The 15,967-nt window shown below is 34.7% G+C and carries 11 protein-coding genes; 9 read left to right on the forward strand and 2 right to left on the reverse strand.

Translation table 11 applies throughout. The annotated features are described in order from the left end of the window. Positions 1 to 92: 92 nt before the first annotated feature. From yihA to D7004_RS14860, 4 genes are all read left to right on the forward strand, one after another. The gene (gene yihA, locus D7004_RS14845) at positions 93 to 713 is read left to right on the forward strand and encodes a ribosome biogenesis GTP-binding protein YihA/YsxC (protein WP_123206628.1); all 621 of its coding nucleotides are present in this window, start codon (positions 93 to 95) and stop codon (positions 711 to 713) included. Between the two features lie 35 nt (positions 714 to 748). Next, positions 749 to 1,606 carry a UbiA-like polyprenyltransferase gene (locus D7004_RS14850; RefSeq protein ID WP_123206629.1) on the forward strand — a complete coding sequence of 286 codons (858 nt, stop codon included), beginning with the start codon at positions 749 to 751 and terminating at the stop codon, positions 1,604 to 1,606. Between the two features lie 93 nt (positions 1,607 to 1,699). Then, positions 1,700 to 3,406: a M3 family oligoendopeptidase gene (locus tag D7004_RS14855; protein WP_123206630.1), complete on the forward strand. Its 1,707-nt coding sequence runs from the start codon at positions 1,700 to 1,702 to the stop codon at positions 3,404 to 3,406. 493 nt (positions 3,407 to 3,899) lie between these two features. Continuing rightward, entirely contained in the window at positions 3,900 to 6,326 is a 2,427-nt protein-coding gene (locus tag D7004_RS14860; RefSeq protein WP_123206631.1) for an outer membrane beta-barrel protein, read from the forward strand. Between the two features lie 126 nt (positions 6,327 to 6,452). On the opposite strand, the gene D7004_RS14865 is transcribed toward D7004_RS14860, so the two are convergent. Next, on the reverse strand, positions 6,453 to 7,676 hold the full coding sequence (locus tag D7004_RS14865) for an MFS transporter (RefSeq protein ID WP_123206632.1): 1,224 nt from the start codon (positions 7,674 to 7,676) through the stop codon (positions 6,453 to 6,455). Positions 7,677 to 7,976: 300 nt separating this feature from the next. On the opposite strand from D7004_RS14865, the gene D7004_RS14870 reads away from it, so the two are divergent. Both D7004_RS14870 and D7004_RS14875 read left to right on the forward strand, forming a co-directional pair. Next, positions 7,977 to 9,926, forward strand: coding sequence for an amino acid permease (locus D7004_RS14870; protein ID WP_123206633.1), 1,950 nt, complete (start codon positions 7,977 to 7,979; stop codon positions 9,924 to 9,926). Between the two features lie 6 nt (positions 9,927 to 9,932). Further along, positions 9,933 to 10,514, forward strand: coding sequence for a transposase (locus D7004_RS14875; RefSeq protein WP_123206634.1), 582 nt, complete (start codon positions 9,933 to 9,935; stop codon positions 10,512 to 10,514). A gap of 173 nt (positions 10,515 to 10,687) precedes the next feature. On the opposite strand, the gene D7004_RS14880 is transcribed toward D7004_RS14875, so the two are convergent. After that, positions 10,688 to 12,646 (reverse strand): KUP/HAK/KT family potassium transporter, encoded by a 1,959-nt coding sequence (locus tag D7004_RS14880; RefSeq protein ID WP_123206635.1) that lies wholly within the window; start codon positions 12,644 to 12,646, stop codon positions 10,688 to 10,690. Positions 12,647 to 12,963: 317 nt separating this feature from the next. On the opposite strand from D7004_RS14880, the gene D7004_RS14885 reads away from it, so the two are divergent. The 3 genes from D7004_RS14885 (at position 12,964) to D7004_RS14895 (ending at position 15,861) form a co-directional block, all read left to right on the forward strand. After that, positions 12,964 to 13,437, forward strand: coding sequence for a T9SS type A sorting domain-containing protein (locus tag D7004_RS14885; protein WP_123206946.1), 474 nt, complete (start codon positions 12,964 to 12,966; stop codon positions 13,435 to 13,437). Between the two features lie 73 nt (positions 13,438 to 13,510). Further along, the gene (locus tag D7004_RS14890) at positions 13,511 to 14,122 is read left to right on the forward strand and encodes a fumarylacetoacetate hydrolase family protein (RefSeq protein ID WP_123206636.1); all 612 of its coding nucleotides are present in this window, start codon (positions 13,511 to 13,513) and stop codon (positions 14,120 to 14,122) included. A gap of 5 nt (positions 14,123 to 14,127) precedes the next feature. Further along, positions 14,128 to 15,861, forward strand: a complete 1,734-nt coding sequence (locus D7004_RS14895) for a M23 family metallopeptidase (protein ID WP_123206637.1) — start codon at positions 14,128 to 14,130, stop codon at positions 15,859 to 15,861. The last annotated feature ends 106 nt before the right edge of the window (positions 15,862 to 15,967 follow it).

The raw sequence follows: 15,967 nt of genomic DNA on the forward strand, positions 1-15,967 counted from the left end.
TTTGATGTAATTTTCATGTAGATATATAAATGTACTTATACACTATTGACTTCGGTCTTCGGACTTCCGACTCAAAAACCTACCTTTGCATTATGATTATCAAAACGGCAACATTTGTTTGCAGCAACACCCAGATTTCGGCTTTACCAGCACCAACCATGCCCGAATACGCATTTATTGGTCGCTCTAACGTTGGCAAATCTTCGTTAATAAATATGTTGGTTAACCATCATGGCTTGGCCAAAACATCTCAGAGGCCTGGAAAAACGCAGTTAATAAACCACTTTTTAATTAATGAATCGTGGTATATTGTAGATTTACCTGGTTATGGCTATGCAAAAGTTTCTAAAACAAGCAGAGAAAAATGGGAAAAATTTATTCGTGCTTACATTACCAAAAGAGAAAGTTTACAATGCGTTTTTGTTTTAATAGATAGCCGTTTAACGCCACAACAAATTGATATAGAATTTTGTTATTGGCTTGGAGAAATCCAGATTCCTTTTGCGCTACTTTTTACCAAAGCTGATAAACAAGGCATGAACGAATCGCTCAAAAACGTTGCTGCTTTTAAGAAAAAGCTTAGTGATTTTTTTGAAGAAATTCCTACAACCATAGTAACCTCTGCCGAAAAATATACGGGTAAAGAAGAGGTTTTAGATTTTATTTACGAAGTGAATAAGGATTTTGTAAAGCCGATTATCAGCAAATCTTAACAGTCTGTAGATGATTAATTTTCGTACCTACTAATATGAAAAAATACTTTTCACTCGTATTATTCGCACACTCTATTTTTGCTTTGCCTTTCGCTATGATTGGTTTTTTTCTGGGTGTAACCACAACAGACAGCCCTTTTAGATGGGAAAAATTAATTTTGGTTTTACTCTGCATGGTTTTCGCCAGAAATTCGGCAATGGCTTTTAACCGTTATTTAGATAGAAATATAGATGCTAAAAATCCTCGTACCAAAATGCGTGATATTCCGGCTGGAAAAGTTTCTGCAAATGAAGCATTGATTTTCGTTATCGCAAATTGTGTTTTCTTTATCGCATCTACTTTTTTCATAAATAACCTTTGCTTCTACTTATCGCCAATTGCACTATTTGTTGTATTATTTTACAGTTACACTAAAAGATTTACAGCACTTTGCCACTTGGTTTTAGGCTTGGGTTTGTCGCTCGCTCCTATTGGTGCATACATCGCTGTAACCGGACATTTTGCATTGGTACCAGTCCTTTATTCTTTCGCGGTATTGTTTTGGGTTAGTGGTTTTGATATCATTTATGCGTTGCAAGATGAAGATTTCGACCGTGAAGAAAATTTACATTCCATTCCGTCGGCTTTGGGGATTAAAAATGCTTTAAACGTATCGGTGATTTTGCACATTCTTTCTGCAGCTTGCGTTATCATACCAGTATTTTTCACCGAATTTAGCTGGGTTTATTATGTTGGAATCGTATTTTTCTGTTCAATGCTGATTTACCAACACCTACTTGTAAAACCAAATGATATTAGTAAAGTAAACAGGGCATTTCAAACTTTAAATGGATACGCTTCGGTTGTATTTGCCGTTTGCTTTTTAATTGATGCTTACATCAGAAATAAATGATAGAATGAGTGAGTTTTGAATGAGAGAACGTTGGCATTATGTTTTAAAATATTTACTAAATCATTCATTATCTAATTCAATAATAATTAAACTATGATCATAAATAAAAAACCAAGAACATACATACCAAACGATTTAAGCATTACTTGGGAAAGCTTAGAACCGCTATTTACAGAATTACAAAATCGTGAAATTACTAGTGCTGACGAATTAGAAAAGTGGCTTAAAGATCGTTCGGAATTAGAAGCAGCTTTGGAAGAAGATTTTGCATGGCGATACATAAAAATGAGTTGTGATACGGCCAATGAAGAATTGGTTAAAAGCTTTCAATATTTTGCGACCGAAATCGATCCGAAAATATCTCCTTTATCTAACGAGCTGAATAAAAAATTTGTTGAAAGCCCTTTTATGGATGATTTAGACAAAGAAAAATATTTTGTTTACAGCCGATCAATTAAGAAAGCATTAGAGCTTTATCGCGAAGAGAATATTCAACTTTTTACCGAATTGCAGGTTAAGCAACAGAAATATCAAGGCATCACCGGTGCCATGAGTGCAGAAATAAATGGTCAGGAATATACATTAGAGCAAGCTTCTGTTTTTATTAAAGATTTAAACCGTGAAGTAAGAGAAAATGCCTGGAAAACCATTCAACAACGCCGATTGGTAGACAAAGATGATTTGAATATTTTATTTGATGAGTTGATAAAGTTGCGTAACCAGGTCGCATTAAATGCCGGCTTTGAAAATTACCGCGATTACATGTTCCAGGCTTTGGGTCGTTTTGATTATACCCCTCAAGATTGCTATGATTTTGCTAATGCGATTGAAAAAGAGATTGTACCCATATTAAGAGAACAAGCGGAAAAGCGAAAAGAATTATTAGCCTTACCAGAATTAAAACCTTGGGATTTAGAAGTAAGTGTAACTGGTAAACCTGCTTTAAAACCTTTTAATAGCGGCGAAGAATTAATTGATAAAAGCGTTGCTTGTTTTAATGCCATTGACGAGAAGTTAGGTGAGAAATTAGCAACCATGAAGGCTAACAATCTTTTCGATGTAGAAAGCAGAAAAGGTAAAGCACCAGGTGGTTATAATTATCCTTTAGCAGAAACAGGCGCACCTTTTATTTTTATGAATTCTGCCAATTCACTTCGTGATTTAACCACAATGGTTCACGAAGGAGGGCATGCCATCCATACTTTCTTAACGGCAAATTTAGAATTAAACGATTTTAAACATTGCCCATCTGAAGTTGCTGAACTGGCTTCCATGAGCATGGAATTAATTTCTATGGATGCTTGGGATGTTTATTTCGATAACGCCGAAGATTTAAACCGTGCTAAGAAAGAACAGCTTGCCGATGTTTTAAAAACATTGCCTTGGGTTGCAGTTATCGATCAGTTTCAACACTGGATTTACACCAACCCTAATCACACTGCAGCAGATAGAGAAGAAACATTTAAACAAATTTATACCCGTTTTGGTGCGGGTTTTGCCGATTGGACAGATTTAGAAAAAGAGTTTGGCAATGTATGGCAGAAACAGTTGCATTTATTCGAAGTTCCATTTTATTACATCGAATATGCTATTGCGCAATTGGGTGCCATTGCCGTGTGGAAAAATTACAAAGAAAATCCCGCAAAAGCATTAGACCAATACCTAGCCGCTCTTGCATTGGGATACACTAAACCAATGAATGAGATTTACGAAACTGCAGGAATCAAATTCGATTTCAGTGCAGAATATGTAAAAGAGTTAGCTGATTTTGTAAAAGAAGAGTTGGAGAAGTTGGGATAGATTAGGGTTTAGGGTTTAGGGTTTAGGGTTTAGGGTTTAGGGTTTAGGGTTTAGGGGCAATTCTATAAACACTAATTTGTTTTAAACTAAAAAAGTCGCAGCATAACGTTGCGACTTTTTTGCTTTTATCTGATAATCATTAAAAGATTTACTCAAAAAAATCTGCGGAGATCTGCGAAATCTGCATGAGAAAAATTTTACGTCACCCTGAATTTATTTCAATGTCCTTTTCAAGAAAGATGCTGAAATAAATTAGCAAGACGTGTTGGATAAGCAATACGGCAATAAAACAGCAAAATAATCTGCGGAGATCAGCGAAATCTATATCAAAGGCATTTATCATGGTGAATATTCTAATAACAGCATTTTGTAAAATTTTATTAATTAAGTTAAACATTGTTAAAAAGCTCCATTTGATACACCTAATCATTTAGTTTAGTACTGTTATTCTTTCAGATAAGGAAAACACTATTCATTAAGCTATTAAATTAACATGAAATTAAGCTCTACGTTTTTCATATTGCTATCTCTTTTTATTCTATCACAAGCGAAAGCTCAAATTACAAATGGTAAAATTTCAGGTCTATTGGTTGATGAAAAAGGGAAACCAATTTCAGCAACAATAGTGGTGAAGAATTTGGGCGATACGACATTTGTAAAAAAAATTTCAACAGATAACAAAGGAAAATTTAGCTTTAACGATTTAACACTCGGTAGCTATTCAATTGCTATAACCGCAGTTGGGTTTAAAACCATCGATGAAAAAGTAGAAATTACAACCAATCAATTTTCTATCAATAAAATTTATAAAATTGCACCTGAATCAAATGACTTAGGCAGTATAAATATCTCAGGGAAAAAACCTTTAATCGAAAGATATAGCGATAAAACGGTGATGAACGTTGAAAATAGTATCGTCGCTACAGGAAATACCGCCCTTGAAGTTCTAGCAAAAATGCCCGGAGTTTCAGTAAACCAGGATGGAATTATCACTGTAAGGGGGAAATCGGGTGTTAATGTTTTAATCGATGGAAAATCGACCTTTCTTTCCAGTGAACAATTGGCTACAAGGCTAAAATCTTTGAATAGTAATGAGCTGAAATCCATCGAATTGATTACTAATCCATCAGCCAAATATGATGCTGAGGGAAACGCCGGGATAATCAATATTAAACTGAAAAAGAACACTGGTTTTGGTACAAATGGAAATATTGATTTGGGGTTTGGCTATGGAAAAAATCCAAAAAGTGATGCAGGGATTTCTATCAATCATAGAGATAAAAGCTTTAATATTTTTGGAAATTTCGCCAACAATAACAATAAATATCAGGAGGATTTAAACATCAATAGAATTACTAATGATGGTGTCTCCGATACTTATTTCCACCAGTACAATACGCAAATCTGCTCATTACACAATAATAACTACAAATTCGGTTTGGATTATTTCCTAAACGAAAGAAACACTATCGGTTTTTTAACGACAGGCTATTTTAATAACGGACATGACAGTTCGAATGGCACAACGGATATCGGCACAAGCTTTACAAAAATTGATTCATCCATTTTAGCTGATAATCCAGCAACAAGCATATATCGAAATCAAGCTTATAACCTTAATTACAAATCTATTATTGATACGCTTGGTCAGGAATTTTCTGTTGATTTGGATTATGCAAAATACCGCAGTGAAGAATATACCGTTTACAATAATCATTTTTCTGATGCGAGCGGTTATCAATATAAATCGCCTTTAATTTTTAGGAATTTAACGCCTTCACTTATTAAAATAAATGCAGTTAAAATTGATTATTCTCTTCCCCTAAATACTAAAACTAAATTCGATTTTGGGTTAAAAAGTAGCTGGGTTAGTACCGATAATGATTTTAGGTTTGAAAATCTGGTTGCTTCGCAATGGCAAAAAGATTTAACAAGAAGCAATCGTTTCATATATGATGAAAACATTAATGCTGCTTATGCTAATTTTAAACACGAATTCAAATCAACGAGCATTGAAGTTGGCTTAAGAACAGAACAAACCAACTCAAAAGGTAATTCTGTAAACGAGCAAAAAGTTGTTAAAAGAAGCTACTTCGATTTCTTCCCTAGCCTTTCTGTTAATCAAACTTTATCAGAAAATAATCAGTTAGGGTTTTCGTACAGCAGGCGAATAGACCGACCAGATTACAAATCCCTCAATCCATTCGTTTATTTTGTTGATTTGTACACATTTCTTCAGGGAAATCCGTTCCTTAATCCACAATACACCAATGCTTTCCAACTTTCTTATAATTACAAAAAGGAACTCAACATTTCCCTGGGATACAGCATTACAAACAATCTGATTCTAGATGTGCTGCTACCTGATGATGCGAACAAAACCCTTTATCAAACTGTACAAAATCTGGATAAACAATTCTCTTACGATTTAACAATCGGCTACCCAACAACCATAACCAAATTCTGGAGTATGGACAATACGGTTACGAGCACGTATAATCAAATAAAATCGGCGAATTTAGGCGGAATAGATTATGACAGGAAAAAAGTAAATTTCACGTTGAACAGTAGTCATAACTTCACAATTACACCATCAACCACCGCCGAACTTTCTGGAGAGTTTGTATCTGCTCAAATTTATGGCACTTACGCCATCAAACCTTATTATGGAATTGATTTTGGTGTAAAAAAATCGTTCCTTGATAAAAAATTAAATCTGAAGTTTGCTATAAATGATATTTTAAACAGTAGAAAAGCCAGAATCAGCAGTGCTTTATCTACCTTAAATTACAACCTCACCCAAAAACAAGAAAGTAGAATTTTTAGGCTTAGCTTAAATTGCAGTTTCGGCAGCAACGCTATTAAAGCTACAAGGGAAAGAAAAACAAGTGTTACTGATGAAGAAGGAAGAATAAAATAAGGTAATAGATAACTGTTTACAAAATTCCACGAACATTCGCGAAATCTGTGGGAGAAAAGATTAGAGATGTCAAAATAAAATATTACTCAGACTTTGCGGATTGACGCAGATAACATAGGTAATTTTTTATGCACCAACCTCATCTTTCTTCCTCGTTTTCATAATCAAAAACATCACCAATACTGAAAGCATTATCATTACCAAATAGCTAAAACTTAAATTTCTTTCATCTTTTGCCGGAAACAAATTCACAATTCCATAACTTAAAAAAGAAACAATTACATACGTAATTCCACCAGTTAACCCTCCTGCAATCCCGGCATTATTTGGAAATTTACTTAGGCAATAGGTAAAGTAGTTGTTAAAGGTAAAGCCTGCTCCAATATGAATAATGAATGCAAAAAATATAAGCGACCAGATGTTTGAAATAAAATTAATGCTTATTATCATTAAGATTACAAACACCACCTGCAATAGTGAATTTATAAGCAACCGTTTAAAAAAAGGTTTATTTATTGTTGCCTTACCAATAAAACCACCAACCATCCATGCAAACCCTAAAATTAACGAACTATAACCTGCTATAACTGGTGAAAAATTTAATTCGTGTTCAATAATAAACGGACCAGTCATGTTGTAAACCATAACCATACAATAGGCTAAGCCCAACATAACTATACCTAGAGTAAAGCTTGTTGTTTTAATCATGTTGATGTACACTTTCAAAATGGTTTTAAGTTGAAAATTACTGAAGTTTTTGAGGGTTTCGCCACTATAAATAAACTCTAGAAGTGCAAAAATAAGCGCAAAACCTGCTAGAAAGTAAAAATTAGATTCCCATCCAAAAGCAGATTGAAGATAACCACCAATAAACGGGGCTATAATTGGTCCGGTTGACCAAATGATTGAAAATAAACTTAAATAATGCTTTAGCTTGTCGCCCGAAAATAAATCCACAAAATAAGCACGTTTGGCAACTACAATTGCCCCAACTGTTAGGCCATGAATTACCCTCATTACATAAATCAAATAAATATTATGGGTTATTGCTATCACGATGCTGGCTAAAGCAAAAATCACCAATGAAACTAATCCAATTTTATATCTGCCGAAGCTATCTAATATGCTGCCTATAAAAAGTTGAGAGATGCCATAACTTATTAAAAAGATACTTAATGTAAGCTGAACCTGAACGCTACTTACCTGCATTGCTCCGGCCATGGTTGGTAACGAGGGAATGTATATATCTGTAGCAAAGCCTGATAAAGGAATAAGGGCAAAGGCAAGTAAAGTAGAAATTCGTTGATTTTCTTCCTTTATATATTTAACATGGATTGCTTTGGTGAGCATTGTAATTAATTTTAAATGATTTATGATTTGGCGTAAATCGAGGGCGAAATTAACCAATCAAACATCCAAATTTGTTAATGGAATCACATAATACTAAATCCGAAATCAACTGTAATTTTAAAATTGACTAAAGCTTTAGCAGTATTCTTTAGATAAATAAATGTTACCGACCGCAATAAAAAATATAGATTTCTTCAAAATTCTCCGGATGAAATATTGATATAAAGAAATTTATACCTTGCTTTAAACGTTTTTAACTGATATTTTTTTAAGTTTGAGGAATACAACAAACCAAAACAGATGTTCGAAAAGCTATTCAGAAAGAAATCTATTTCCAAGATACTACAAGATGCAGCAAAAGGCTATGGCGACCACGAAAATTCTTTACATAAAACACTTGGCGTTCGCGATTTAACGGCTTTTGGCATCGCGGCAATTATTGGTGCCGGTATTTTTAGTACAATTGGTAAAGCCAGTGCAGATGGTGGTCCGGCAGTAATTTTTCTGTTTATTTTCACAGCCGTTGCATGTAGTTTTGCCGCTTTCGCCTATGCAGAATTTGCCTCGATGGTACCGGTTTCGGGAAGTGCTTATACCTATTCTTATGTAGCTTTTGGTGAATTAGTGGCCTGGATTATTGGCTGGTCGCTCATTATGGAGTATGCGATTGGTAATATTACAGTAGCCATTTCCTGGTCTGATTATTTTACAGGGTTACTCTCTTCTATTCGAATACCGGCGCTAGGAATTGATGGAATTAACATTCCTGCATGGGCTACAATGGATTACCTTACCGCCTTTAACGGACATAAAAATGCTGAAGCGCTTGTTGCTGCAGGTAAAAACATTGGCGGACTAGATGCCGCAACTACGATTGCAAATAATGCCTGGATTACAGCGCCTAAAATCGGAAATTTCCATCTCGTGGCAGACTTACCTGCTCTCGGAATTATCATTTTTATTACCGCTTTAGTTTACCGCGGCATGAAGGAAAGCCGAAATGCAAGTAATGCTATGGTTGTTGTAAAACTTGCTGTAATCCTTTTGGTTTTAGCAGTAGGTGTATTCTATATAGACACAAAAAACTGGAATCCTTTTGCACCTAATGGTGTTTCAGGTATTTTAAAAGGAGTTTCTGCAGTATTTTTCGCTTATATTGGTTTCGATGCAATTTCTACTACAGCCGAAGAATGTAAAGATCCTCAAAAAGATTTACCACGTGGAATGATGTGGGCAATTATAATTTGCACTATTTTGTATGTTGCAATTGCTCTGGTTTTAACCGGAATTGTAAAGTCAGATACTTTAGCCGTTGGCGACCCTTTGGCTTTTGTTTTCGACCAGATAGATTTAAAATTGATGAGTGGAATTATCGCTGTCAGCGCTGTATTTGCAATGGCGAGCGTACTTTTGGTTTTCCAAATGGGGCAGCCACGCATCTGGATGAGCATGAGTCGTGATGGCTTATTACCTAAGTCGTTTTCTAAAATTCATCCAAAGTATAAAACGCCATCTTTTGCTACAATAGTTGTTGGTTTTGTGGTAGCCGTACCATCTTTGTTTATGAATCTAACCATCGTAACTGATTTATGTTCCATTGGTACCTTATTTGCCTTTGTACTGGTTTGTGCAGGTGTTTTAGTTCTACAAAATAGACCAGATGTACAGCGTGGAAAATTTAAAATTCCTTACGCAAACAGTAAGTATATTATTCCGGTCTTATTTATAGCTGCTATTGCTTTTGCATTTTTGCAGTACAACTCAGAAACAAAAGCCTTCTTATTTAATACCCCAAAAACCATTCAAACGGTAACATTTGTAACTTCGTTAAACAACGATGAACTGAAAATAGTAAAGAAGGAAATCATTAAGAATGCTGCTCCTCAAATAAATTTAACTGATAAAGTTGACGCGGAATCTTTTCTAAGTAATTTACCAGCAGATAAATACGAGCAATTTATAACCAACTCGCAAATCCCTGTAGAGAAGAAATATGAAAGTGGTTGGGGCTTGTTTAAACATAAAATACCAATGTGGACTTTCCTGATAATATGTGTATTTATTACTTATTTCAGCATCACCAAAAATTTATCTCTTATTCCTATTTTAGGCTTAATCAGCTGTTTATACATGATGTGTGAATTAGGCATTTCCAACTGGATTGGTTTTAGCATTTGGCTGGTAATTGGTTTGGTTGTATATTTTGCATATGGGTTTAAACATAGTAAATTAGGATTAGCAGAGCATTAGCAAAATTTGGCCTACAATCCACTTATACATCATAGGCGTTCTATCCGATTAAAAGGTTATGACTACTCTAAAAGTGGAGCATATTTTATTACAATATGTTGTGAAGATAGAATCCACCGGTTTGGAAGAGTTGTTAATCATGAAATGGTTTTGAATCCATTTGGTGTTATAGCATACAAACAATGGATAAAATTATCAGAAAGATTTTCGAACTTCGAATTGGATGTGTTTCAAATCATGCCTAATCATTTTCATGGAATCATCGTATTGAAAGATGTTATTCAGCCTGTTGAGGAAACTGCGGTCGGGGCAACCCTTGCGGTTGCCCAAAATGATGAAGATGATAAAGAAAATCTTATGAGGGCAACCGCAAGGGTTGCCCCCACCATTGCTGACATAGTCGGCGCCTATAAATCTATTGTATCAAATGAATGCTTAAAAATATGTAAAGCACAAAACAAATCAATGGGGAAACTTTGGCAGCGAAATTATTATGAACACGTTATTAAAGATGAAAGGGCTTATAATAATATTTCAAACTATATTATCAACAATCCCATAAAATGGAATGAAGACAAGTTTTATTAAAAGCAGCCCTCAACTTAAACTTTCTTCTTAACGAAAGCCATTATAGTTATTAAAATTAATCCTAAACCTGAAGCAATAATATACTTATCTTCATTCGGCCAGTGCAAAACCTTCGCCGCAGGGCCAATTAAAAAAAGGCAAATCGCTAATACTAGTAGAACTTTTCTCATCGACTAAACAGGCAATCTGTGCAACTCAATATCATCAGGTGTTACAAAAATTAACGGAACTTTTTCTACATCAACATAACTGCTATCTAAGCCAAAACTTCGCTCTTCTGATAAACTTAGCTTTTTAAGAATGAAATAGTAATCCATTATCTGGCGTTCGTAAAAACTCAGTTTTGTGAATTTTGATAAGTGCTTTTCTAACAACACGAACCTAAAATCGCCGGCAATTTTATGCTTATTTAACGAAGTATATTGACTGGTAATATCAATCTCACCATTTTTAACCAGCTCTTCTACAACCTTACGATACAACAAGTTTACCCGCTGTTCTACCCTAAAACCTAACCTGAAATCTATACGTATCAATTTTCCAGGAATTAGAAATTCTACTTTGTAATCTAAGGTATATGGCTCATCCATAACATCAACGTGAACCAGCCAATAAACATCAGCACGTTTAGGTTCCTTTTGAATAATGGAATAAATAATTTTCGATTCTATTTCCGTTTTAAAATTGGCGCTTGTTAAATAAACCAATTGCGATGAATATTTTGGTACTGATTCATCACCACTTAATTCTGTTAGTATTTGATAATAGTCTTCAATCTCAACATATTTAACAAAACGATTTTTGATTTTTCTGGCAACAAACCAGCTCCACATAATGGTAAATAAAACAGAACCAATTAATACAGTAACCCAACCACCATGCAAAAATTTTGTTAAATTACTAATCAAGAATGTTCCTTCGATTATCACATAAGTAAAAAAGAAAGTTGCAATTAAATACCTCGGGAAACGCTTGCTACGTAAATAAAAGCTCACCAAAATGGTTGTCATTAACATGGCAATCGTTATAGATAAACCATACGCAGCATCCATTCTTTCTGCCTTTTGAAACAACAATACAATACCGCAGCAACCAATCCACAACATCCAGTTTATAGAAGGCACGTACAATTGTCCCTTAGAAACTGATGGATAAACAATCCTTATTTTTGGCCAAAGGTTTAATCGAACGGCTTCTGCTATAAGTGTAAATGAACCACTAATTAAAGCCTGACTAGCGATAACAGCCGCCATAGTTGCTAAAATTACCATTGGAACCTGAAACTGATCTGGCACAATTTGAAAAAACGGATTCATTTTAGCACCTGGAACATAATTACCGCTGTTTTGCAAAATCCATACACCCTGACCTAAGTAGTTTAAAATCAAAGTTAGTTTAACGAAAATCCAGCTGATACGAATGTTGTTTCTTCCGCAGTGCCCTAAATCAGAATATAGTGCTTCTGCTCCTGTTGTACATAAAAATACACCACCTAATATCAAGAAAGCCAGCTTATTAGTTATCAGTAAATGAATAGCGTAATATGGATTAAAAGACTTCAAAATAGTAAAATCCTTTATGATGAAAGACATCCCAACAACACCTAAAACCGCAAACCAAACAAACATTACAGGTCCAAATAATTTACCGACCAAGTTTGTACCAAACTGTTGAATGATAAAAAGAATGGTTAAAATTGATAATACGATTGGTATAACCGGAACTTCAAATTTATTTGTTAATCCTTCAATTGCCGAGGTTACTGTAATACTTGGCGTAATAATACCATCAGCAAGCAATGCACAACCGCCCACAACTGCCGGAACCACAAGCCATTTTGCCTTTTTCCTAACTAAAGAAAAAAGTGAAAATATGCCGCCCTCCCCTTTGTTATCGGCCCTAAGCGTTATAATTACGTACTTTATAGTGGTTTGGAGGGTTAATGTCCAAATGATGCAGGAAAGCACACCCAAGACATTGTTTGGATTGATATCTTGTTTGCCTCCTAGTATGGTAGTAAAAATTGCATTTAATGTATATAAAGGCGATGTACCAATATCTCCGAAAACTATTCCTAAACTAATTAGAACCCCGCCGGCAGTTAGCGCATTTGCATTTTTATGATTTGACACCTCTTTATTTATTTTAGTGCGGCAAAAGTAAACTAACTATAACAATTTAGCAACCAATTTATTGTGTATTTTCAACACCTTGAAAACCCCGTAGTATTTTAAAAATAAGAAAAATGTCCAAATCTTCCATCTATTTTTAGCCCCGAAAAAATTAGACTACACGTACAAAAACAAAATTTATTGTTAAATTGTGTTAAAATATATCAATTAAACAAAATGTTTAATTTCTTTGTTTTAAATTAATACATTTGCTATACAATTTGATGAAACTCTACCCAAAAACAACGCTTCTCTTAAAAATATCATGCATAATTTGCATGCTGTTTTTTTGTGGATTGAGTTCTTGGGCACAGCAAAACGATAGCATTCGCATCAGTCTTAAAACAAGGTCAAAAAAAGTTAGCAAAGTTCCAGAAATTAAGGCTAACATTCAACCATACAGACCATTACACATGTCAGAAAATGGTGGCAGTATGTTTAATACTTATTCGGCAGCAAAAAGCACAACCGTTAGTACAAAAGATAAGTTATTAAGCATTGTTAAAATTTATCCAAATCCTGTAGAAGATCAGTTAAACATTATTCTATCTATCGGGCGAGACGGTACACAAACCACTATTAAAATTATCGATTTGTTAGGCAACGAAGTTGTAACCTTATCTAATGAACGTTTAAATGCTGGTGAGCAAACCAAAACCTTCATTATTCCCAGCAGATTAAATGCCGGAATATACTTTTTACGCGTCATGGCTGGCTCAGAAAGTCAGGTAAAAAGAATCTCAGTTTTATAACACCATTTTCTTTTCTATTTTTGGATGGATTTGAAAAACTCAAATTCGAACATTACATTTCATCTAAAAGAAAATGAAGATAATCGCCATTGGACGGAATTATGCCGAACACGCAAAAGAACTAAACAATCCGGTACCTACCACACCAGTAATATTTCTAAAACCAGATACCGCTGTTTTAAAAGATAATAAGCCATTTTATCATCCTGATTTCTCGGACGATGTTCATTATGAATTAGAAGTTGTACTTAAAATCTGCAAGGAAGGAAAACACATCGCCGAGAAATTCGCATCTACTTACTATGATGAAATCGGTTTGGGAATTGACTTCACTGCCAGAGATATTCAGACTAAACATAAAGAAAAAGGCTTGCCATGGGAACTTGCTAAAGCTTTTGATAATTCTGCTCCAGTAAGCATATTTTTACCTAAAACCGATTTTGAAGATTTGTATCAGTTAAATTTCGAGCTAAAGGTAAATGCAGAAACTCGTCAGGTTGGAAATACTAAAGATTTGTTGTTCTCGTTCGAGAAGATAATAAGTTTTGTATCGCAATACATCACTTTAAAAAAAGGCGATTTAATTTTTACCGGAACACCAGCTGGTGTTGGAAAAGTGAATAAAGGTGATAAATTAGAAGCTTGGTTAGAAGGCAAACAACTATTAAATTTTGATGTAAAGTAAAGCGAATGCAAAAAAATAAATATTCGAATTTTAGATATTACGTTTCCATATTTTGTTTCCTATTGTGTGCTACTTCCGCACACGCTCAACAAATTTTTTCAACTAATAAATATCCACTAACTTACTTTAGGCAGCCTTTGGATATCGTTCCACCAGCTTTGGCTGGGTCTTTTGGCGAGATAAGAGGAAATCACTTTCATTCGGGTATTGATTTTAGAACCAACCAACGTGAGGGTTATCCCGTTTATGCTGTTGCTGATGGTTATATTTCAAGGTTAAGAGTGCAGAATAGCGGCTTCGGACAAGCGCTTTACATCAATCATCCAAACGGATTTACCACGGTTTATGGTCACTTACAAAGGTTTGCACCAAAAATTGCATCAGTTGTAAAAAAACTAGAATATGATAAAAAGTCGTTTGAAATTGACGAATTCCCCAATGAAACTTTAATTCCCGTTCGTAAGGGAGAAGTAATTGCATGGTCGGGTAACCGCGGTAGTTCTGGAGGGCCGCATCTTCACTTTGAAATAAGAGATACAAAAACCGAAGAAACTATAAACCCACAATTTTTCGGAATCGATATTCCTGATAACATCCCACCGGTAATCTACAGTCTGTATGCCTACCGCTTAAACGGTAAAGTTTTCAACGAATCTACACCAAAACAAGCAATTCCGATTGCAGGTTCAAATGGAACATATAAAGCATCGGCACCAATTAGTTTAGTTGGCGAAGTAGGATTTGGAGTGGTAACAACGGATAGACATAATGGCTTATCAGGCACAAATGGAGTGTATTCTATCCAGTTGGAGCTTGATGGCAAAATGATTTACACATGTGCCTTAGAACGGTTTGCGTTCGAAGATAGCAAGGCTATAAATTCGCACATCGATTACCCAACCTATTTAAATACGAAAAGAAGCATTCAAAAAAGTTTTATCGAACCTGGCAACCCCTTAAGCATTTACAGTAATTTAGTAAATAATGGGAAGATAAATTTTAACGATGGAACATTGCATCAACTGCGCTACATCATTACCGATTCGAAAGGAAATTCATCAAACCTTTCGTTTGCTGTTCAGGCAGGTTCGGCACCAATAACAACCGCAGTTATTCCTGCCGGAATAATTTATCCTTACAACAAGGTTAATGAGTTTAATGCTGATGATGTCAAAGTTGTTTTTCAAAAAGGAACTTTATACAACGATTTAAATTTTACTTACAAAAAATTACCAAAACCACAAGGCAATGCATATTCTTCATTGCATCAAATTCACAACCGTTATACACCTTTACACATTGGTTTTGATTTATGGATAAAAGCCGATAACGTACCCGAATATTTAAGAAGCAAAGCATTAATTGCAAGTTTAAGCGGTTCATCGCAAGGCGGAAGTTATGATAGCGGATACGTAAAAGCCACACCTCGAAATTTTGGTAGTTATTATATTACAGTTGATACCATTGCTCCAAGGATTCTGCCTGTAAATATTACTGACGGCAAAAACATGGCTGGAGTGTCGAAAATACTATTCAAAATAAGTGATAATCTATCTGGCATCAAAAGCTTTAATGGATTAATTGATGGTGAGTGGACTTTAATGGAATTTGATACCAAAACCGCAACACTTTGGCACAGCTTTGATGAAAAAACTTCAACAGGAAAGCATACTTTAGAACTTGTGGTAATTGATATGAAAGAAAATACGCGTAAATACACTATCAGTTTTTATCGGTAGCATAAACATTTCAGCTTAATGTTTTTGATATACTCAGTGGTAAATCATCACTTCTTAAAAACCTTAAACTGTCATATTTTAACTATTCTTGAACAGAATATCTAAT

The organism is Pedobacter jejuensis, assembly GCF_003725795.1.
In the GTDB taxonomy this organism is placed as follows: domain Bacteria; phylum Bacteroidota; class Bacteroidia; order Sphingobacteriales; family Sphingobacteriaceae; genus Pedobacter; species Pedobacter jejuensis.